The organism is Streptomyces sp. NPDC087270, from assembly GCF_044744625.1.
Classification (GTDB): domain Bacteria; phylum Actinomycetota; class Actinomycetes; order Streptomycetales; family Streptomycetaceae; genus Actinacidiphila.
The window spans coordinates 237,745-258,282 of record NZ_JBIUYR010000012.1 but is presented as its reverse complement, the minus strand read 5'-3'; the positions used below and the strand labels follow the sequence as shown (position 1 = coordinate 258,282).

The window sequence follows — 20,538 nt, the reverse complement described above, 5'->3', positions numbered from 1 at the left end:
TGCGGGCGCGAACTCCTTTGCGGGCGTGGCGAGTTGCTCGGCGGACCCGCCGGGTCCGGGATGCGGCGGGGCGCGCGACCCGGAATCCGGTACGGGGTGCGGCTCGGCCCTCGGCCGGGGGTGCGGCTTGGCCTTCGGCCGAGGGTGCGGCTCGGGCTTCGTCCTTCTGGAGGTCGGTGCGGCGCCGACACCGTACGGTGACGGTGTACGGGCAGTCGGTCACGACTGGGCGAACGTTCCGAGGGGGCTGGGCGTGTTGGTGGAACCGGAGATCGCGAAGTTGCTGTCGGCTCTGGCCGGCAAGGTCCTGAGCGATGCCTGGGACGCGGGGGTGAAACCGCGGCTCGCGGCGCTGCTCCGGTTGCGGGGCGGCGGCCAGGACGAGCAGGTGCTCGGCGACCTGGAGCAGGCGCGCGCGGCCGCCGCGACGAGCGCGCCCGACGAGGCACTCGGGCACGTCGCGGACCTGCTGCGCTCGACACTCGGCACCCTCGCCGCCGAGCAGTCGTCGCTGGCCGCCGAGGTGCGGGAGTTGCTCGCGACGGCGACCGCCGCCCGGTCGCAGCCGCTCGCCCGTATCGCGGTCTCCGCCGTGGACGACTTCGAGAACCACGAGGAAGAGCTGCGGCAGATGGACGCCGCCTGGGAGGCGGGGCGCGGGAGTCCGGGACCGACGGTGCTGTTCGTGTACGGCCCGCGCGGCATCGGTCTGACCACACTCGTGCGGCAGTGGCTGCTCAGGCACCGCGACACCTTCAGCGCCGGTCCTGAACTGTCCGCGGTGCTGGCCAGGAGCGCCACCGGAGCGCTGCCCGATCCGGCGGCGGTCTTCGACGAGTGGTTCCGGCTGCTGCACGTGCCGAAGCAGGAGGTGCCGTCGGACCTCGCGGCGAAGATGGCCAAGTTCCACCAGGTCACCGCCGAGGGGCCGGTGTTCGTGCTGCTGGAGGATGTCGCGCTGGCCTCCCTGGCCAAGCACTTCCTGCCCGCCTCCTCGGAGGCCGTGGTGGTGGTCACCGGCAGGGAGCTGATGCGCAGCCTCGTCTCCGACGTGCACGCGAAGGCGTTCAAGGTCGGGCCGCTGCTGCCGGAGTACAGCCGGCGGCTGCTGATCAGCTCCGGCCGGCTCGCGCCGTACGCCGCCTCGCACCGGGCGGAGATCGACACAGCGGTGCGCGTCTGCGAGGGCAACCCGCTGCTGGTGCGGATCGCGGGTGCGCAGATGCTCTTCGACCAGCCGTACGGCATCGGCGAGTTCGCCACCGCGCTGTCGGACCACCGTCCCGAGGTCCGGCTGGGGGCTTTCGACGTGGACGAGCGCAGCGGAGCCGAGATCTTCGACGCCGGCTACCAGGAGTTGGGCCGCCGCTCCCCCGAAGCGGCGCAGGTCTACCGCCTGCTGGGCCTGCACCCGACGGCGGAGTTCGACGAGGACGTGGTGGCGGCGATGGCGCCCGGCCTCGACGGCCGCACCCGCGCCAAGGCGATCCGGACGCTGCGGGACTCCAGCCTGATCGAGCGGATCGACGGCGGGATGTACCGCGTGATCAGCGGCCTGGTGCACACCCACGCGGCCGAGTGCGCCCGGACCGATCTGCCGGGGCCGGAGCGCGAGGCGGCGCGGCGGCGCTGGGTCCGGCACTACGTGGACCTCGCGGAGCGTTTCGACGCCGGCCTGTCGCCGCGGTACCGGCACGATCCTTCGGGCGCGTACGCCGGATACCCGCCGGCCGACGAGGACACCCAGGACATCCTGGTCGAGGAGCTGGTCCGCCGCCGGCACATCCTCAAGGCCGCGGTGCGCGCCGCCTACGACGCGGGGACGTACGACGGGTGGTACTACGACGCGACCTGGCGCCTGGCCCAGGGCCTGTGGACGTTCTACCTGCGCTGCGGGTTCCACGGTGACTGGGTCGAGGTGTACGAACTGGCGTGCGGGGCCGCCCTGGAGGACCCGGTACGCGGAAACCTCCTGGCGCTCGCCCGGATACGGTACGGCCTCGGGTTCGCCTTCCTCGACCGGTTCGGTCCGGGTGATCCGGCCGCCGCCCGGGGGCAGTTCGAGCAGGCGCTCGAACTCTGCGACCCGGCGCTCGCCCGCCCGGAGACGTCCGCGGCGGACGCCGAGGGGTGGCGGCGCACCCGGTCCAGCGCGCTGGAGGGCCTGGGGAAGCTGGCCGACGGGCTCGGCCGGCCCGAGCAGGCGCTCGCGCACCTGGACGAGGCGCTGGCCGCGCTGGACGGCGTCGACCACCCGCGCGGCCGCGCCCTGATCGCCCTGCACCGCGGACCGGTGCTGACGAAGCTCGGGCGGTACGACGACGCCGCCGCCGTACTGGCCACGGCGGGTGCGGAGTTCCTGGCGCTGTCGCCGCCGGACACCTTCAACGCGGCCAAGGCGAGCGCCCGTCTGGCCGAGGCACTGCTGGCGGCGGGGCGCCCGGACCAGGCACTCGCCGCGTTCGACGAGGCCGTGGCGGGTCTGGGCCGGCCGCGGCACGGCTACCAGCGCGCCGGGGTCCTGCTCGCCCGGGGCGACCTGCTGCTCGCGCGCGGCGAGGTGCGGCGGGCCCGCGCGGACTGGAGCGACGCGGCAGCGCTGTTGCGCGCGGCCAACAGCGACCGGGTCGAGCAGGCGCGGCGGCGCCTGGCGGAGCACCCGGACCCGGACCCGGACCCGGAGCCGGAGCCGGAGCCCGATCACAGCCAGGACGAGGGCGCGGACCCGGATCGGGGTTCCGCGGGAAGCGGTTCAGAGGGCGGTGACCACGAGTAGCGCGAGCTCGGCGTCGGCGCCGATGGTGACCCGCACCCGCAGCGGCGGGCGGCCGGCGCCGGGGCCGTGCGGCGCACGCGGACCGCTCAGCAGCCGTTCGTGCACGACCGAGGCCGCGATCGCCGGGGAGACCCACCAGGGGCGCGGCCCCGACCACGTCGCGCGCACCCGCGTGCCGCTGCCCGGCAGCAGGGCCGCGCACCCGTCGTCCGGTTCCTCCGTGGCGATCAGCGCGCACCCCGGATACCGCGCGACCGCCTCGGCGCCGGCAGCAGCGCGCTCCGCGGGCACCGGACCGCCGCGCGGACGCGCGGGCACCAGCAGGACGTCGGCGGACCGGGGCCACTGCGTGTCGGGGTCGTCGATGTCCGCGACGAGCTGGGCGCCCGCCAAGTGGTCTTCCTGGCTGGGGCGTTGGAGCGCGGCGTGGTAGCGGCGCACGGTGACCGCGTCGCCGTCCGTGCCGACCGTGCCGACCGTCACGTACATGGGCGCCACGACGGGAGAGCGCCGCGCCTCGGGCGGCCCGGCCGCGGGTTCGCCGGGCGCCGCCGGCACGGGCACGGCGCGGGCGGCGGCCGGCGTGGCGGGCTCGGGCAGTCCGAGCCGCTGGTAGAACAGCGCGCGCAGCAGCGCGGCGGCCTGCCCCGGACGTGAGGTGACCAGGGAGCGCAGGTGCCGCAGTTCGGGGTCCGCGGCCTGCCGGCGGGCGGCGTCGTCGAGTTGGGGCAGGAGCGGGCGGTGCGCGGAGAGCCGGGGCACCGCCCGGGCGAGCAGCGCCATCGGCGAGCCGGGCGCCGCCTTGTCCGTCGCGAAGGAGCCGAGGACGGTGGGCAGGCCGAGCGACACGCCGTACTGCGTCACCGAACCGCCGTCCCCGCACAGCGCGTCCGCCGCGACCAGCGCGGCCTTCCACGTCTGCGCGTCGGGGCGCGGCAGCATCAGCCCGCAGGCGAGCAACGGGGCGAGCCAGGTGTGCAGTTGCCACGCGCCGTGCCCGTAGTACGCGTTCGGGTGGACGGCGGCGAGCACGCGGTACTCGTCGGCCGGCAACTCCGCGAGCGCGCGCCGCAGGGCGTCGCGTTCGGGGTCGGCGGCGTCCAGCACCGAGTCCCTGCCCCACGTGGACGAGACCACGACGAGCTTCTGACCGCGCCGGACGCCCAGCGCGTGGCGGTAGTCCGGCCGGAACGGAGCGCTCGCCGCCAGCTCGTCGAAGCAGGGGTCGCCGGCCACCAGGCTCAGGGGCACGGCGTCGGGGCAGCTCACGGCGAGCCGCGCGCGCTGCTCCTCGTGCGACAGCACGATGGCCGACGGCACCACGCGGCCGTCGTGCATCAGCCATTCCTCGGTGAGCCCGAACGCCTCCCGGCTTCCGCCGAGCAGCTTGTTGTAGCCGGCCCCGTGCGGCGTGCCGATCAGGGGCGCGTGCAGGTTGTACAGGTCGCCACCGCGGCTGGTGGCGATCGCCAGGTCGAACTTGCGCTGCTTCGCCTCGCTCCAGGCCAGCACGAGCGCGCCGCGCGCCTGGAGCAGTTCGAGCGTTCCGTTGTCCAGGGCCGAGGAGCCGGTGCAGGTGAAGACGGTCTCGACCCGGCGGTCGCCCTCGAAGAGCGCGAGCAGGTCGAGCAGGCGGGTCGCCGAGGTGACGTTGTGCGCGACGGCGAGGACGGTCCGCTCGGCGAACACGCTCCGCCAGCGCTCGGCGTCCTCGGCCAACGGCAGCGGCACCCGTCGCCCCGCACCCTGCACCGCGCTCGTCCCCTCTCGCCTTCTCGCCTCTCGACCGCACGCCGGGCAGCCGCGCCGACCCGCCGCGCACGGCCTGCCGCGCCCGCCGTCGTACGGTACGGCCCGCCGTCGTACCGCGGCCCGCCGTACCGCGCGGCCGCCCAGGCCGACGATACGCGAGCACGGGTTCGGCCAGGGCGGCGCGACGCGACATCGGCGGCGCGATCGGGCCGGGCGCGGCCACGCGGGCGCGATCAGGCGGGCGCGGCCACGCGGGTGCGATCAGGCGGGCGCGGCCACGCGGGTGCGATCAGGCGGCGCGGGTGAGGACCGCGTCGACGGTGATGAGGGTGCTGCCGCGCACCATCCCCCACCGGTTCCAGGTGATGCCGAAGCGGTGCCGGTCGATCGCCACCTCAAGGGCGACCGCCACCTTGTCACCGCTCACGTCGGTGATCCGGGCATGCAGCCGCTGCCGCTCCCGGATGCCCTTGACGCGGATGTCGGCCCGCAGTTCCACCTCGTCCCCGGACACGGCCGCCGAGTCGATCACGACCAGGATCTCGGGATACCGCGCCACGTCGAGGAAGTCGGCGGATCTGAGATGGAGGTCCCGCTTCCTGTTCCTCGTGTCGATCGAGGCCGAGTCGATCCGCAGCGTGCCGGTGACCGACCCGTCCGGCGTTACGGTGACGTCGCCGGTGACGGCGAAACCGCCCCTGACGGTGAGCAGTCCGCCCATCAGCCGGTGCGCGAAACGGACGCTCCCGGCCCGGCTGCCGAGGACCCAGTGCCCGGCTCCGGTCCCGGCGGTGAGCGGGTTGACGGCTGTCGCCCTGGTCATGAGGTCTCCTCCTGCGTACGACGGTGAGGAATCCGCGGGTGGCCGGCGCGACGTCGGCGCCGGGCTCCGGGTGCGGCGGGTCGCGCCGGCGGTACGGCTCAACGCACCACCGTCCGAAGGCCGTCCGCGGCCGGCGGGCGTTCCGGCCGCTCGCCCGTCTCGGAGGTGATGATGTCCCTGCTCCTGATCAGCACGAGCGCGCAGACCGCGCCGACGCACGCCACCACCCCGGTGATGACCAGCAGGTTGTCGAGGCCGGCGGCGAAGCCGTCCCGGATCGCGGCGGCCAGCACGCCGCGCTGCTGGGGAGGGGCGCCCGCGATGACCTTGCCGGTGTCGCCCTGCCTTACGCCGGCGGCGATCTGCCCGCCGTGCCCGCTCAGGCCGGGCACCCCGGCGAGCCGGTGGTCGAGGTCGCGGTGCAGCGACGAGGACAGTACGGAGGCGAGCACGGCGACGCTGGTGGCGATGCCGACCTGCCGGAAGGTCGAGTTCACCCCGGAGGCGGTGCCGGAGCGGTCGGGGGTGACCACGCCGATGGCGGTCGCCGCCAGCGGCGGGTTGACGAGCCCGGCGCCCACACCTGCGACGACGAAGCCGGGGACGAGGTGGGTCCAGGAACTGTCGCCGTGCAGGCCCGCCATGAGGAACAGGCCGATGCCGACCAGCGCGAGACCGGGTCCGATCAGCAGCCGGATCGGGACGCGTTCGCTGAGCCGCCCGGCGACCGCGGCCGCGACCAGCAGCGCGCCGGTGATGATCAGCAGCCGCAGGCCCGCGCCGAGCGAGCTGTAGCCGAGCACGTCCTGGAGGTAGATCACCAGGTACAGGAACATCGCGAACAGAGAGGCGTTCATGGTGAAGGCGGCGATCGAACCGCCGACGAACGTCGGCGTCCGGAACAGCGACAGGTCGAACATCGGGTGCGCGACCCGGCTCTCCACGACCACGAAGGCGACCAGCAGCACCGCGCCGGCGGTGAGGCAGGCCACGACCGCGGTGTCGCCCCAGGAGTTCTCGCTGGCCCGGATCAGCCCGTAGACGAGACCGACCAGGCCGCCGGTGAGCAGGCCGAACCCGGTCCAGTCCGGCCGGGCCACCCGCGGCGCCCGCGACTCCTCGACCTTGCCCAGCGTGACGACCAGGGCGAGCGCGCCGACCGGGATGTTCACCAGGAAGATCCACCGCCAGCTCAGGCCGTTGGTGAGGGCGCCGCCCAGGATCGGGCCCAGCGCGACGGCGGCGCCGGTGACCGCGCCCCACACGCTGAAGGCCACGGCCCGCTCCGAGCGCGGAAAGCCGTGTGCCAGCAGCGCCAGCGAGGTGGAGTACATCATCGCCCCGCCGACGCCCTGGCCGCAGCGGGAGACGATGAGCATCAGCGGCGACTGCGCCAGGCCGCACAGCACCGAGCCGGCGGTGAAGACGCCCAGCCCGAGCGCGAAGAGCCGGCGGCGCCCGTAGCGGTCGGCGAGCGAGCCGGTGGTGAGCAGCAGGGCGGCCAGGGTGAGCGCGTAGGCGTCCACCACCCACTGGACCTCGGCGAAGCCGGCGCCGAGCGAGCCCTGGATCTCGGGCAGCGCGACGACCACGATCGTCACGTCGAGCAGCAGCATGAACGAGCCGGCGCACACGGCCAGCAACGTCCACCATTTCCTGTCCATCACATCATGTCCTCTCATCGGCGGCGCACCGCGGGGAAAGCGGCTTCCGGCCCGGGTGAGGACATGCTCGGCCGACGTGTTCGGGCCGACCAGGAATCCGGCCGTTCGCGACGGATCTCGACAGCGATAGGCTCAGCTCCGTGGAAATCGCCACGCTGGACACCGTGGACCGGCAGATCCTGCACGCGCTGGTGGTGGAGCCTCGGATCGCGTTCCGGACACTGGCCGAGCTGGTCGGAGTCTCGGACCAGACCGCGGCGCGCCGCTACCGCCGGCTGCGCGAGTCGGCCGGCCTGCGCGTCCTGGGCCGGGTGAACGGCGAGCGGGTCGGCTGGACCGACTGGCTCGTCCGGCTGCGGTGCACCCCGGGCTCGACGGGGGCGATCGCCGCCGCGCTGACCCGGCGGGTGGACACCCGGTGGGTGCAACTGGCCTCGGGCGGCACCGAGGTGGTCTGCGTGGTCCAGGCGCGCACCGCCGAGCAGCGCGACGCGCTCTTCCTCGAAGGCATCCCCAACAGCCGCCGGGTGGTGCACATCTCGGCCCACTCGCTGCTGCGCACCTTCTCCTCGCCCACCTGGCCGGTGTTCACCTCGGCCCTGACCGACGCCCAACTCGACCGGCTGCCCCCGCCGATCACGCGCGAGCGGGACGACACCGTACTGGCCCTCGACGCCGACGACGAGGAGTTGCTGTCCCATCTCGCGCACGACGGGCGGACCAGCACTGCGCAACTGGCCGCGGCGACCGGCTGGCACGAGTCGTCGGTACGCCGCCGCATCAGCGGCCTGTGCGACTCCGGGGTGCTCTACTTCGACCTCGACCTCGACGAGCACGCCCTCGGCATGACCAGCAACTCGCTGCTGTGGATCTCGGCCCGGCCCGACCGGCTCGACGAGACCGCGCGGGCCGTCGCCCGCCACCCCGAGGCGCCGTTCGTCGCCGCGGTCACCGGCAGCAGCAACCTGGTGGCCAACGTCGTCTGCCGCAACGAACGCCACCTGTACGACTACCTCAGCGGCACCCTCGGCCGGCTGCCGGGCATCCGCGCGATCGAGACCGCTCCGCTGATCCGTACGGTCAAGCGCGCCGGGTCGGTGCTCCGCCCGAACGCCACCTGACCGGCCGCGATTCCGGCTACGGTCACCCGAACCCGCCCGTCACACGCGTCCGGTGGCCATACGCGTCCAGCGCCGTACGCGCCCATCGCCGTACGCGCCCGGTGGTCGTACGAACCCGGCGGCCGCGCACGACCACCGGTCACGCACGACCACCGTTCGCACACGACCACCGTTCACACGGACCCGGCGGTCACGCTCACCTCGGCGGTGACAGCGGCTTCCGGCTCGACCGGGGTCCAGCGAATCCGGGTGCCGCACACGGAGACGAGCATCGCGGCGGCGGCCACCGCCCCGAGCGCCCAGACCAGCCCGCTCGCGTTCGCGATGAACCCGACCACCGGCGGCCCGGCGAGCAGACCGGTCGTCCCCATGGTGGCCACGACGGTGAGCGCGTCGGAACCGTTCTTCGCGGCGGCCACGTAGACGCACGGCGTGACCGAGGCGATGCCCAGGCCGACGCAGGCGAAGCCGAGCAGCGCAGGCACCACTCCCCCGCTGAGCAGCGCGAGCGCCAGCCCGACTGCCGCCAGCGCGCTGCCGACCCGGACGATACGGCCGTCGCCCCAGCGGCTGCGCCAGGAGTCGGCGAAGACGCGGGCGAGCACCATCATCACCGAGACGACCGCGATCCCCATCGGGGCCAGTTCCGCCGACGCCTTGGCGACGTCCTTCATGTAGAGGGCGGACCAGTCGTTCATGGCGCCCTCGGTCACGGTGCCGAAGACCATCGCGGCGCCCAGCCACAGCGTCACCCGGGACGGCAGCGTCCACCGCCCGCGGCCCTTCTCCTTCTTCTCCTGCGACTGCCGGTCCTCGGTGAGCAGGCCGCCGCGCGCGAAGCCGAGCAGCAGCAGGATCAGCCCCGCGGCGACCGCGAAGTGCACGATCAGCGTGGACGTCAGCGCGTTCATCCCCGACGCCAGCAGGGCCGCGGCCAGCGAACCGCCGCTGAAGACGGCGTGCAGCCGCGCCATCGCGTTGCGCTCGTGGACCGCCTCCAGGGCCGCGCCCTGCGCGTTCATCGCCACGTTCAGCCCGCCGACCAGGGCACCGTCGCAGAGCATCACCAGCAGCGCGACCGGGTAGTCCGGCAGCGCGGACATCGCCGGCAGCAGCAGCGCCAGGCCGAGCGCCGAGCCGAGCGCGAGCCGCCGCGAGCCCAGCCGCCGCATCAGCACGGCCACCACCGGGAAGGTGGCCACCGCCCCGATTCCGGTGGCCATCAGCAGCAGGCCGACCTCCGCCGCGGTCAGGTCCAGGTGCGACTTGATCGCGGGGAGCCGCGACGCCCACGTGGCGTACTGGAAGCCCAGCGAGAAGAACAGCGCGGCCGTGGCCAACTGCCCTCTGCGGAAAGGATCGTGAACGCGCAGCATCGGGCTCATCCCACTTCTTCTCGTGACGGCGCCCCGATCGGCAGGCCGCCGACCGCGGTCCGGTCGCCCTCCACCTGGCCGGACGGCAGCGCCATCGTCATGTACACAGAACCCGGCCCGTAGCCGCGGGCCTCGACGCCTTCGCGTGCGGTGAACCCGCTCGCGGACCAGAAGGTGTGGCTGCCGCCGACCGCGATCAGCGAGATCTGCTCGTACCCCTGGGCCCGGGCCGCGGCGGTCAGCCGGCCGAGCAGCCGCTTCCCGAGCCCGCGGCCGCGCACGTCCTCGGCGATCACCAGGTCGTGCAGGTGCAGATTCCGCGACGGGGCGGCCGCCTCCTCGCGGCGGGCCAGACCCGGGTAGGACCGTTCCGGGTACGGCAGCGCCAGCAGGTAGCCCGCCAGCCGCGCCCCGGCGCCCGGATCGGCACCCGGGTCAGCGCCGGGCCCCGGGACCAGCTCCAGCGCGAAACACGTCGCCGGGGAGACCCGGGCCTTGGATTCCAGCGCCGCCCGTCCCTCGGACAGCCCGAGGGCCGCATAGGCGCGGGTCTCCAGGCCGACGACGTCCTCCCAGTCGTCGTCGGCCATCCGCCGGATACGCGCGTTCCAGGTCATCTACCGCCCGCCTTCCGCCTTGCGCACGCACGTCCACGGCAGCGGGCCGAAGCCGTTGAAGCCCTGCGTCATGTAACTGACCGCGTACGCCCCGCTGGACATCACCCAGACCGGGTCGCCCGACGCGATCGACGCGGGCACCCGGACCGGCCGGTGGCCGCCGGGGTAGGCGTCGTCGCTGTCGCAGGTGGGCCCCGCGACCGTCGCCGGGACGGACGGACCGCCGTGCCGGCCGGGAAAGACCAGCCGGTACTGCAACGCGTCCATCTCGTACAGGCCGTTGAACTTGCCGCAGCTCAGGTAGAGCCAGTGGCGCGGCTCGCCGTCCGCGTCGTGCCGCAGCGACAGCCGGACGACGTGCGCCCGGACCGCGCCGTGGTCGGCCACGAGGTAGCGGCCGGGCTCCACGATGAAGTCCAGCGCGCCGCCCGCGTCCCGGCACATCTGCATGCCCTCCCGGATCACGGCGAACATCTTGTCCAGCGGCGGGTCGAGGGGTTCGCCGCGCTCGTCGAGGTAGCCGAGCGCCGGCAGGCCGCCGCCGAGGTCGACGTACTTCAGCGCCATCCCCCGCCCGCGCAACGTGTCGAGCAGATCGGCGAGTTGCTCGAACGCCCGCCGCCACGCACCGGCGGTCATCTGCTGGGACCCGACGTGCACCGACAGTCCGGCCGGTTTCAGGCCCGCGTCCCGGGCCCGTTCCAGCACGGCCACGGCGTCCTCAGGCGAGCAGCCGAACTTCCGGCTCAGTCCCCACAGCGCGCCGCCGCCGTCGGTCGCCAGCCGGCAGAACACCCGTGCGCCGGGCGCGTGTTCGGCGACGGCGGTGACGTCCGCCAGGCTGTCGGTGGCGAAGTCCCGGATGCCGAGCCGGTATGCCTCGGCGATGTCCGGGTCGGACTTGATGGTGTTGCCGTAGTGGATGCGCTCCGGGGGGACCCCGGCGCGCAGCGCCTGCCCGATCTCCTGCACGCTCGCCGCGTCCACCCCGCTGCCCTGCCGGGCCAGGCAGTCGAGCACCTCGTCCACCGGGCACGCCTTCAGGGCGAACCGGACGGCGACGCCGGGCAGTTCGGCCAGCAAGGAGGCGTAGCGCTCCTCGATGCCGCTGAGATCGAAGACGATCCGGTCGTCGTCGGCCGCCGCCAGTGCGGCGAGCAGCGTGTCGTCATGCCTCACGGACGTCGGTCCGGTTGCCGCTGGAGCAGGCCGGGGTCCGTGGCTCTCGCGCCGCCGACCAGGGCCGGCCAGACCTCGGTGAGCACCGCGAACTCCTCGATGTCGCGCCGCGCCTCGTCGAGCAGCCGCTCCCGGCTGCCGGCCAGCAGATCGGCGAACTCGGCGTACTTCCCGCCGAGCCGGCGGTAGGCGTCATCGAGGACGTCCAGCCGCTGCACGTTCTCGGCCTGGTCCAACCGGCTGCTCTCCCAGAGCAGTTCGACGATCGCGTCGGTCCTGACCTGGTTCCGCTCGTCCAGCAGCGACGCGCCGGCCCGCTCCATCCGGTCGTAGACGAAGTTCAGGTAGAGCATCGACAGGAAGAACTTGGCGAACCGCAGCTGGTACGCGGTGAATCCGGGGCCGGTCCTGCGCTCCGGGGTGTAGAAGTTCACGATGTTCCGGTTGTGCAGCACCCCGGGCAGCGTCGCGTCGTGCACCAGGTGGATGAGGAAGTAGTCGCTGCCGATGGTGTCGGTCGCCGGCAGCAGCGGCACCGACTCGTGCACGCCGTGGAAGGCGATGTTGCACATGTCCACCCGCATGGGGTCCACGTGCGTCAGCGTGGAGTGGTCGTGGTGGAACGGTTCGGTGCCGGCGCCACGGAAGGAGTCGTCGGCGAACTCCCGCTTCTGCTCGGCCGACCAGTCGAAGGGCGCCCACAGGCCGACCACGTCGTGGTAGGCGCCGGGGTCGAGCCGGCGCATCTCCTCGATGTCCACGGACATCTCGCCGACGAAGGAACTCCCCACCATCGAGACGGGCTTGCCCGCGTGCTCGGCGTCCAGGTCCGTCTCGGTCACGTCCGCGGCCGCGTCGCCCGCGGGCCGGCCGAGCGCGAGCAGTTCGTGGTGGATCGGGAAGACGGGCCGCGCGGTGTCCCCGGCCGGGGACGTCCCCCCGACCGGTCCGTCCGCGACGGCCTGCCCTGCCGGCCCGGACTGCCCGGACTGCCCGGACGACCCGGCGGCCACGGACGACCCCGCCGGCACGGACTGCCCGGCGGCGACGGCCCGCCCGGCTTCCCCCGCGACGACCTGGTACCTGCTGTCGGAGTCCCGCCGGTGCACCGACTCGCAGCCGAGCGCGGCCGCGACCAGGAACGCGCGGTTGGTGCAGGCACCGTAGGACACGGCCCGCGGAAGCATCAGGTCGAGCACCAACTCGGGCTTCTCCACACCCGATTCGTCGATCGCCCGGCGCAGGAAGTCCCGCTGCGCCGCCTCGTCGAGGTGGTGCGCGACGACGCCGGGCGTCGCGGGCAGCGCGCGGACGGCGGCCGCGTGCTGCTCGGACACCGCCGGACCGCAGGAGTCGAGGACCAGCAGGTGCACCTCGACGTCGAAGTGCGAGACGGCGTAGACCGCTTCGTCGTGCAGCGCGGAAATCGCCGGCAGGCAGGACCTGTTGGTGGGAAGTGCAAGGCAGATTCGGCGCATCGCTACTCTCCGGCCGCCGGCTGGGCGTCCTGGCGGGCCGCGGTGTCGGCGCCCTGCGGGTGCCAGGACCGCAGGCCGAGCAGCTTCTCGCCGAGTTCGGTGAGCTCGGCGGTGTCGTAGCGCAGCGACTCGTGCCTGGTCGCGTCGCCGACGAGCGTCTTGTTCCACTCCGGCGTGCCGAGCGTGCGCCAGGACTCGACGCGGGAGCGGCGCAGTTCCTCGTGCGACTCCAGCGCGGGCATCATCGACAGGTACTGCGCGGACCGCACCCCGTCGGTGGAGGTGTTGGGCGCGACGCCGTGCGCCAGCGAGCCGTTCCAGATCAGCAGGTCCCCGGCGCGCAGGTCCGGGCGGACGATCGGGAACTCGTCGGTGTCGATGGCGGGGCGGATCGGGTCACGGTCCTCCGGCTGCGTCGCCTTCCACTCCTCGAACCGGTGGAAGAGCTCGGGGCAGCACTGGAAGCCGCCCATGTCCGGCTTGGTGTCGGCGAGCGCGATGATCCCCTGGACCCGCTGCGGCAGCACGTCGAGGGTGCTGTCGATGTCCCAGTGCAGCCGGATGTCGAAGCCGCGCTCGGTGGGCGCGATCAGCGCGCGGTCGCGGTTCTTGATGTTCGGCGGGTTGAGGTTGAGCCGGTCCTGGGTGACCCACAGCTCCTCGCAGTCCCAGACGTCGACGAACGCGTCGTAGACCCGCTGCGCCTGCCGGCTGTTCCAGATGAGCTGGTGGTGGTACGCCTCGACGAAGCCGTAGATGTGCAGCTCGCGTTCGAGGTCGGTGCGGAACTCCCGCTCCTCGTACCAGGTTTCCGGCCGGGCCGGGTCGAGGCCCTGGAAGTCCCAGGCGAAGTCGAGCAGTTCCTGTGCGGCGGTCGCGGGTATCGCCTGCTCGACCACCACATAGCCGTACTTCTGCCAGAAGGCGAAGTCCTCTTCCGACAGCACGCGAAGCTCTTGCGTCTTGCGCAGGTCCCGCAGCGGTACCGGGGTGAGATAGGTCTCGCCGTCCGGGCTGTAGTACGGGAACTCCGATGCGGCCCGGTAAGGGCTCTGAGGCGCCAACAAAACAGTCGCTCCAAGGGTGGAATGTTCTTGAGCGGTCCGCCGCGCGAGGGGGGTTGGGCGTGCGGACCTGTCGACTGTGCGGGCTCAGCGGGTTGGGGGGCGGCAACGGATATCGACGCCCGCTACCGACAGATGCCTGGCCGTCGGGCTCGGGGTCCACCCGATCCACCGGGTGGTCCTGCTGGGCTCCGCCGGTCAACGTGCGCATCTGCCGTCACTCACGCCACGACTGTCGCTCGCTGAACTCGCGCTCTCCTAAGTTGGACTAGACCAACTGGCGCTGTCAAATGACCACTTGGTGAACCACCGTGCCCCACCAGCACTTTCGTCGCGTTCCGCAATTACCTCCGCACCACGAGTAGTTGCAAACGCGGGCGGCAGCCGCCTTGACACCCCTGAGCAGCCTGAGTCAGTATCCGTTGGTCTGTACCAATCACCGCCGGATGCGGTCAGTGCGTCGGCCCCACGGAAAGGCCCCGTTGATGTCCGCCAGCAAGTTGGTGTCCACCAGCAAGCAGAGCAACGAGTTGCGAGCTCTCGCGCTCTCCGTCCTCCAGCCGGGATTCGTCGGCACGGAGGCACCGGACTGGGTGCTGCGGGCCATCGCTGACGGTCTGTCATCCGTCGTGCTCTTCTCCCGCAATATCGCCTCGCCCCAGCAGGTCGCCCGATTGACCGCCCAACTACGCGCGGAGAACCCGTCGTTGATCATCGCGATCGACGAGGAGGCGGGCGACGTCACCCGGATCGAGTCCTCCACCGGCTCCACCCGGCCGGGCAGCTTCGCGCTCGGCGCGGTCGACGACGTCACGCTGACCGAGGCCGTCTCCCGCGACCTGGCCCGCGAGTTGCACGCCGCCGGGGTGAGCCTCGACTACGCGCCCAGCGTGGACGTCAACTCCAACCCGGACAACCCGATCATCGGGGTCAGGTCCTTCGGCGTCGAACCCGAGCGGGTGGCCCGGCACGCCGCCGCCTGGGTCCGCGGCCTCCAGTCGGGCGGCGTCGCCGCCTGCGCCAAGCACTTCCCCGGGCACGGCGACGTCGCCGTCGACTCCCACCACGGCCTGCCCAGTTACGACGCGGACCTCGACACCATCGCCGCGCAGGCGCTGCCGCCGTTCCGGGCCGCGATCGAGGCGGGCGTGCGCGCGGTGATGAGCGGGCACCTGCTGGTGCCGGCCTACGACCCGCACGTCCCGGCCACCCTCAGCAGCCGCATCCTGGACGGCCTGCTCCGCAAGGAACTCGGCTTCGACGGCCTGATCGTCACCGACGCGATCGAGATGGGCGCGGTCACCGACCGGTACGGCATCGACGGCGCCACGGTACGGGCGATCGCGGCCGGCGCCGACGCCATCTGCGTCGGCGGGGAGCACGCCGGCGAGGACACCTTCGAACTGCTCGCCGGTGCCCTCACCGGCGCCGTCCGCTCCGGCGGGCTCACCGAGGCCCGGCTGGCCGAAGCGTCGCGCCGGGTAAGGGAGTTCGCCGACTGGTCGAGCGGGCTGGCCCGCGCGGTGCCGGTCGACCCGGTCAGCGGCGACATCGGCTTCACCGCCGCCCGGCGCGCGATACGGGTCAGCGGCCCCGCGGACACGGCGCTGCCGCTGCCCGCCGCGCCGCACGTGGTGGAGCTGGTGCCGTCCACCAACCTGGCGATCGGCAAGGAGACCCCCTGGGGCGTCGCCGTACCGCTGCGCGAGCGCCTGCCCGGAACCACCTTCGTCCGGGTGCACCCGCAGCAGCTGACCGACCACCCCGCGGTCCTCGACGAGCACGCCCTCGCGCCCGCCGCCGGCCGCCCGCTGGTTGTCGTCGTCCGGGACGCGGCGCGCAACAAGTGGATGGGCAAGGCCCTGACCGACCTCACCGAGGCGCGTCCGGACGCGGTCGTGGTCGAGATGGGGCTGCCGGACGACTCCGGGGCCGGTGCGGTCCGGGTCTTCACGCACGGCGCCACCGCGGCGTCCGGCGTGGCCGCGGCCGAGGTACTCGCCGGCGTCCCCACCCGGTAACCGCGCGACAGCCACCCGGTAACCGCCCGGGGACCGCCCGGCCGACAAGCCCCCGGCCCGCCGGACACGGCAGGGGCCGCGACGTCCACGACGTCGCGGCCCCCTTCGCGCTGCCGTCGGCGAGGGTCGGCGAGGGTCGGCGCCGTCCTCTCAGAACCGCGAACCGGACAGCTCGCGGTGACCGGCTGTCACCGCCCCCCGAAGGCCGTCGCGTCGCTCTTCGCCCGCATCCGAGGACCGCGGAATGCGCCCGCCAAAACCCTTCACCCGTAAGGGAATTCACACCCTCCACCGTTTCCGCCCGCGTGAATTCCCGCTGAATCAGGGCTGAATGGAATGCGCCGCCCCGCGGATGCCCAGCACAACACCCCAGCTCAACGGCATTTCCTCCACCCGAGCACGGAACCCGTCCGCGTATTCCGGCCCCACCCGCATACAACCAACCACCGACACCCGGAGTCCTATGCATCCGTAAGTCCCCTACTCCTCAGTGAGGTTGCGACCATGTCCTCCCCCTTCTCCGGCCGCCGGGCCCTCCGCACCGCGTCGGCGCTGACGCTCACGCTCGGTACCGGTCTGGCCGCCCCGCTCCTCGCCGCGGGCCTGGCCGGCGCCGCCACGCCGTCGGCGACCGCCGCCTACAACGCGAGCGACCAGGCGATCGACTACACGGCGGCCCCCGGCCAGACCAACAAGGTGACGATCACCAGCTCGACCACGACCCTGAGCGACATCACGTACGTGATCGACGACGCCGTCCCGATCACGGCCGGCGACGGCTGCACCTATCCCAGCGGCACGGACCACACCAAGGTCTCCTGCACGGTCACCACCTACGACACGGAGGACCCGTACCCGACCTTGAAGGTCGACCTCGGCGACGGCGCCGACACCGCCGCGTACGCCAACACCACCAACCAGGCGTACTACTTCGCCTCGTTCGACCTGGGCGCCGGCAAGGACACCTACACCGAGACCGGCCGCGTGGGCGGCGACAGCGTCGACGGCGGCGCCGACGACGACAACCTGACGGTGGGCCCGGACACGGTGGTGCTCGGCGGCGACGGCAACGACACCCTCCACGCCGGTGCGGGCAGCATCGCGCAGGGCGGCGAGGGCAACGACACGATCTACTCCAGCGGCACCGACGCCGCCGCCGACGGCGGTACCGGCAACGATGTCCTGTACGGCGGCGACGGACGGCAGAACCTGTCCGGCGGCGACGGCGACGACAGGATCTACGGCGGGAAGGGCGACGACTTCCTGTACGGCGGCAAGGGCGACGACTTCCTGTACGGCGGCAAGGGCGACGACACCATCTACGGCAACAGCGGTGTCGACACGATCTACGGCAACAGCGGCGACGACGCGCTGTACGGCGGCCCCGGCAAGGACGTCCTCTCCGGCGGCCCCGGCAAGAACACCGTCCACCAGGACTGAGCCACCGGCTCCGCCCGGCGCCCCCGCCGCCACGGAACTCGCCAGGTCAGCCGGTGTCCCGGTCGGTCCGGTCGCCCCGGCCGTCCCGATCCCCCCGCGGATCGACCCGCACCGCCGGGCTCGTGGCGGACGCGCCGCCGCCCGGGCGCAAGGCGCCGCCGCCGGCCTCCGGCGCCGGGGCAGGCGCGGGCACGGACGCCGCCGCACGGGGCGTGCCCAGCGCCTGCCCCGCCGGAGCCGGCGCGCCGCGCGGCGCGCCCGCCCTGGGCGCGGTCGGGACCGCCGGGCGCCCGCAGAGGGCCGCGGCCGGCCGCGGCGCGGAACCGATCGGATGCCGCCATGACGCGCCCCGGGCCCTCAACGCCGGCCACCACCGGCCGCGCCCGTGGCACAGGCCCAGGATCATCGCGGTGGCCACGGCGATGAGGTGCTCGCGCCCGGCCAGGTTGGGATCGGCGATCGACTCCCACACCATGGACCCGCCGGTGAGCGCGAAGACGATCGGGGCGCGGCGGATGACGGAGATGTAGGTGAACAGGCCGACCACCGCGGCCGACGGCCCGGTGTCGAGCACCTGCCCGGTCTGCGGCGGCAGCCCCAGCCGCCACCAGCCCGGTCCCATCGCTATCATCACCCGCACGGTGAGGGTGCCGGCCAGCGTCGTCGCGTAGGCGATGAACAGGGTCCTGAGCCGGCCGAGCGCCAACTCGGCCAGCGCGAAGGCGAGGAAGAGCTGGGTGATGCCCGCCCACACCGGCAGGTCGAGCGCCGGGACGTAGAGTGACACCGGCGTGCGCAGCAGCTCCAGCCACAGCGGGAGGCTGCCGTAGACGCCGCCCAGTATCCGTACGGCCACGGCGCCGGCCTGACGCTGCGCCAGGTCGTGGAAGAAGATGACGCCGAACGCGGCGACGCAGGCCAGCAGGAGCCCGGACGGGCCTCGCCGGGTCAGTTGCCGCACCGGATCGGCGATGACGCCCTGCCACTCGCGACGCAGCGTGCGCCACAGGAACGTTGCTGCTGCCACGCCTGCGCGGAGCGGGTACGCCTGTCTGTCTCGCCGGATCAATGCCCCTCCCAGCAACCGCCGCGTCCGCGATCGTGCCCATCGGAATCTAACCCCCTGGCTACATGGCGCACACACAGGGGTTACATATATGGGCTGGGCGCGGGGGCGTTCGGGGCGGTGACCGCCGGTTTCCGGCCAGGGTGCGCGTCCGGCCGCGCCCGCCGCCCGCGCCACGCCCGGGAGTTGTCGCAGCTCGGCCCGCGACGGCCGCCCGACCTGCTCGTATCCGGGCGGCGCCTGGGCCGAACGGGTGGCTGTCATGGCCGTCGGCACGCCGTACGCTGTGCTCGTGAATGGCTCCGCGGCATCCGGAATCCGCTCCGTCGGGAACAGGATTCGGCTCTTCCGATACGACTGGGTTCCGGCGGTGGCCGGTTACCTGTGCCTGCTGGCAGGGGTGCTGGACGTCCTCGCGGCGATCTTCCCGCACATGCGCCGGGCGCGGGTGCAGACGCTGGCGGTGGCGCTGCCGGGCGTGGTGTCCACGCTGGCGACGGCGGCCTCGCTGATCGTGGGCGTGCTGATGGTGATGCTCGCGCACGCCCTGCGCCGCCGGAAGCGGCGCGCCTGGCGCGCGGTGATGGTCCTGCTGCCGACCGGCGCGGTACTGGAGGCGCTGCGCTGGCACCAGCGGGTTCCGGCCATGGTCACCGTGGTGCTGTTCGTCCTGCTGCTGATCGCGCACCGCGAGTTCCACGCACTGTCCGATCCGCGCACCCGCTGGCGCGCGGTGGTCAACTTCCTCGCGCTGACCGCGTTCAGCTTCGGGGCCGGGCTGCTGATCGTCAGCGCCCACCCGAAGACGGACATCGGCACCCCTCCCCTCACCGACCGGCTCCAGCACGTCGCCTACGGCCTCGTCGGCATCAGCGGCCCGGTCCAGTACGCGAGCACCCGCACCAGTGACCTCGTCTACTACTCGCTCGCCGGGCTCGGCCTGCTGACCGCGGCCACCACCATCTACCTCGCGCTGCGCCCCTCCTCGCCGGTGCCGCTGCTGGAGGAGACCGACGAGCGGCGGGTGCGCGCGCTGCTGGCGCGGCACGGCGGGCGGGACTCGCTCGGCTACTTCGCGCTGCGCCGCGACAAGAACGTCTGCTTCTCCCCGTCGGGGAAGGCGGCCATCGCCTACCGGGTGGTGTCCGGGGTGATGCTCGCCAGCGGCGACCCGATCGGCGACGTGGAGGCGTGGCCCGGCGCGATCAGGGAGTTCATGGACACCGCCACCCGGCACGCGTGGGTGCCGGCGGCGATGGGGTGCAGCGAGACCGGTGGCGAGGTGTGGGCGCGCGAGGCGAACCTGTCCGCGTTGGAGATCGGCGACGAGGCGATCATCGACACCGGCTCCTTCAACCTGACCGGCCGGTCGATGCGCAACGTCCGGCAGATGGTCAACCGGATCGAGCGCGCCGGGTACACCTGCCGGGTGCGCCGGGTGGGCGACCTGTCCGAGGCGGAGAAGGCGGAGATCCGCGACGCGGCCGCGGCCTGGCGCGGCACCGAGGTCGAGCGCGGCTTCTCGATGGCGCTCGGCCGCTTCGGCGGCAGCGGCGACGGCGACTGCGTGGTGGTCACCGCCCACAAGGAGCCGGAGGCCGGTGCCGCCGCGCCGGGCGGGAACATCCGGGCGATCCTGCACTTCGTGCCCTGGGGCAGGGACGGCATCTCGCTGGAACTGATGCGCCGCGACCGGGAGGCCGACCCGGGGCTCAACGAACTGCTCATCGTCAAGGCCCTCCAGCAGGTCCCCGACCTCGGCATCACCCGGGTGTCGCTGAACTTCGCGATGTTCCGCGCCGCGCTGGCCCGCGGTGAACGCCTGGGCGCGGGGCCGGTGTTGCGCGCCTGGTGCGGTCTGCTGCTCTTCCTGTCCCGCTGGTTCCAGATCGAGTCGCTCTACAGGTTCAACGCCAAGTTCCAGCCGCGGTGGGAGCCGCGCTTCCTGGTCTACCCGACCGGCCGCGACCTGCTGCGGATCAGCGTCGCCGCGCTCCAGGCCGAGGCGTTCCTCAACCTGCCCCGGCCGCGCCTGCGTCGGCGCGGGAAGGCGGACCCGGACGACGGCCGGGGCGCGAGCACCGCCGCCGAGGCGCGCGAGGCCACCGCCCAGCACCGGTAGCCCGCCGGCCCGTGCTCCCCGCGCCTCGCGCGGCCCCCG

14 protein-coding genes are annotated in these 20,538 nt (G+C 73.3%); 5 read left to right on the top strand and 9 right to left on the bottom strand.

All coding sequences use genetic code 11. The annotated features are described in order from the left end of the window. Positions 1-253 precede the first annotated feature (253 nt). Positions 254-2,776: a hypothetical protein gene (locus ACIPAE_RS24660; RefSeq protein WP_402447910.1), complete on the top strand. Its 2,523-nt coding sequence runs from the start codon at positions 254-256 to the stop codon at positions 2,774-2,776. Here the strand turns inward: ACIPAE_RS24660 and ACIPAE_RS24655 are convergent. From ACIPAE_RS24655 to ACIPAE_RS24645, 3 genes are all read right to left on the bottom strand, one after another. Beyond that, positions 2,753-4,507, bottom strand: a complete 1,755-nt coding sequence (locus tag ACIPAE_RS24655; RefSeq protein WP_402447908.1) for a hypothetical protein — start codon at positions 4,505-4,507, stop codon at positions 2,753-2,755. The two genes, ACIPAE_RS24660 and ACIPAE_RS24655, sit on opposite strands and share 24 nt — an antisense overlap. A gap of 310 nt (positions 4,508-4,817) precedes the next feature. Then, positions 4,818-5,351, bottom strand: a complete 534-nt coding sequence (locus tag ACIPAE_RS24650; RefSeq protein WP_402447906.1) for a YceI family protein — start codon at positions 5,349-5,351, stop codon at positions 4,818-4,820. A 98-nt stretch (positions 5,352-5,449) separates the two neighbouring features. Continuing rightward, positions 5,450-7,015, bottom strand: a complete 1,566-nt coding sequence (locus tag ACIPAE_RS24645) for an MFS transporter (RefSeq protein ID WP_402447904.1) — start codon at positions 7,013-7,015, stop codon at positions 5,450-5,452. 140 nt (positions 7,016-7,155) lie between these two features. Here ACIPAE_RS24645 and ACIPAE_RS24640 point away from each other — a divergent pair, with 140 nt between their 5' ends. Further along, on the top strand, positions 7,156-8,136 hold the full coding sequence (locus ACIPAE_RS24640; RefSeq protein WP_402447902.1) for an Lrp/AsnC family transcriptional regulator: 981 nt from the start codon (positions 7,156-7,158) through the stop codon (positions 8,134-8,136). Between the two features lie 173 nt (positions 8,137-8,309). Here the strand turns inward: ACIPAE_RS24640 and ACIPAE_RS24635 are convergent, their stop codons facing one another. Genes ACIPAE_RS24635 through ACIPAE_RS24615 form a run of 5 tightly spaced genes read right to left on the bottom strand, consistent with a single transcriptional unit; the run spans position 8,310 to position 13,850 of the window. Further along, positions 8,310-9,512 carry an MFS transporter gene (locus ACIPAE_RS24635; protein WP_402447963.1) on the bottom strand — a complete coding sequence of 401 codons (1,203 nt, stop codon included), beginning with the start codon at positions 9,510-9,512 and terminating at the stop codon, positions 8,310-8,312. Between the two features lie 5 nt (positions 9,513-9,517). Then, on the bottom strand, positions 9,518-10,129 hold the full coding sequence (locus ACIPAE_RS24630; protein ID WP_402447900.1) for a GNAT family N-acetyltransferase: 612 nt from the start codon (positions 10,127-10,129) through the stop codon (positions 9,518-9,520). Continuing rightward, a complete protein-coding gene (locus ACIPAE_RS24625; protein WP_402447898.1) occupies positions 10,130-11,308 on the bottom strand; it encodes a type III PLP-dependent enzyme in 1,179 nt (392 codons plus the stop codon). It abuts the gene before it with no gap. Then, positions 11,305-12,786, bottom strand: a complete 1,482-nt coding sequence (locus ACIPAE_RS24620) for a DUF6271 family protein (RefSeq protein WP_402447896.1) — start codon at positions 12,784-12,786, stop codon at positions 11,305-11,307. The genes ACIPAE_RS24625 and ACIPAE_RS24620 overlap by 4 nt, the downstream gene beginning before the upstream one ends. Before the next feature lie 2 nt (positions 12,787-12,788). Next, positions 12,789-13,850, bottom strand: coding sequence for a phytanoyl-CoA dioxygenase family protein (locus tag ACIPAE_RS24615; RefSeq protein ID WP_366413982.1), 1,062 nt, complete (start codon positions 13,848-13,850; stop codon positions 12,789-12,791). 503 nt (positions 13,851-14,353) lie between these two features. Between ACIPAE_RS24615 and ACIPAE_RS24610 the strand changes: the two genes are divergently transcribed. After that, the gene (locus ACIPAE_RS24610) at positions 14,354-15,871 is read left to right on the top strand and encodes a glycoside hydrolase family 3 protein (protein WP_402447961.1); all 1,518 of its coding nucleotides are present in this window, start codon (positions 14,354-14,356) and stop codon (positions 15,869-15,871) included. 504 nt (positions 15,872-16,375) lie between these two features. Next, positions 16,376-17,311 (top strand): calcium-binding protein, encoded by a 936-nt coding sequence (locus ACIPAE_RS24605; protein ID WP_402447894.1) that lies wholly within the window; start codon positions 16,376-16,378, stop codon positions 17,309-17,311. 46 nt (positions 17,312-17,357) lie between these two features. On the opposite strand, the gene ACIPAE_RS24600 is transcribed toward ACIPAE_RS24605, so the two are convergent. Next, a complete protein-coding gene (locus ACIPAE_RS24600; RefSeq protein ID WP_402447892.1) occupies positions 17,358-18,338 on the bottom strand; it encodes a hypothetical protein in 981 nt (326 codons plus the stop codon). A 301-nt stretch (positions 18,339-18,639) separates the two neighbouring features. Here ACIPAE_RS24600 and ACIPAE_RS24595 point away from each other — a divergent pair, with 301 nt between their 5' ends. Further along, the gene (locus ACIPAE_RS24595) at positions 18,640-20,499 is read left to right on the top strand and encodes a phosphatidylglycerol lysyltransferase domain-containing protein (RefSeq protein WP_402447890.1); all 1,860 of its coding nucleotides are present in this window, start codon (positions 18,640-18,642) and stop codon (positions 20,497-20,499) included. Positions 20,500-20,538: the final 39 nt, after the last annotated feature.

Excerpts from the sequence above, each read along its gene's own strand:
- ACIPAE_RS24650 (WP_402447906.1), bottom strand. The coding sequence starts at position 5,351 with ATGACCAGGGCGACAGCCGTCAACCCGCTCACCGCCGGGACCGGAGCC.
- ACIPAE_RS24645 (WP_402447904.1), bottom strand. The coding sequence starts at position 7,015 with ATGGACAGGAAATGGTGGACGTTGCTGGCCGTGTGCGCCGGCTCGTTC.
- ACIPAE_RS24635 (WP_402447963.1), bottom strand. The coding sequence starts at position 9,512 with ATGCTGCGCGTTCACGATCCTTTCCGCAGAGGGCAGTTGGCCACGGCC.
- ACIPAE_RS24630 (WP_402447900.1), bottom strand. The coding sequence starts at position 10,129 with ATGACCTGGAACGCGCGTATCCGGCGGATGGCCGACGACGACTGGGAG.
- ACIPAE_RS24620 (WP_402447896.1), bottom strand. The coding sequence starts at position 12,786 with ATGCGCCGAATCTGCCTTGCACTTCCCACCAACAGGTCCTGCCTGCCG.
- ACIPAE_RS24605 (WP_402447894.1), top strand. The coding sequence starts at position 16,376 with ATGTCCTCCCCCTTCTCCGGCCGCCGGGCCCTCCGCACCGCGTCGGCG.
- ACIPAE_RS24595 (WP_402447890.1), top strand. The coding sequence starts at position 18,640 with ATGGCCGTCGGCACGCCGTACGCTGTGCTCGTGAATGGCTCCGCGGCA.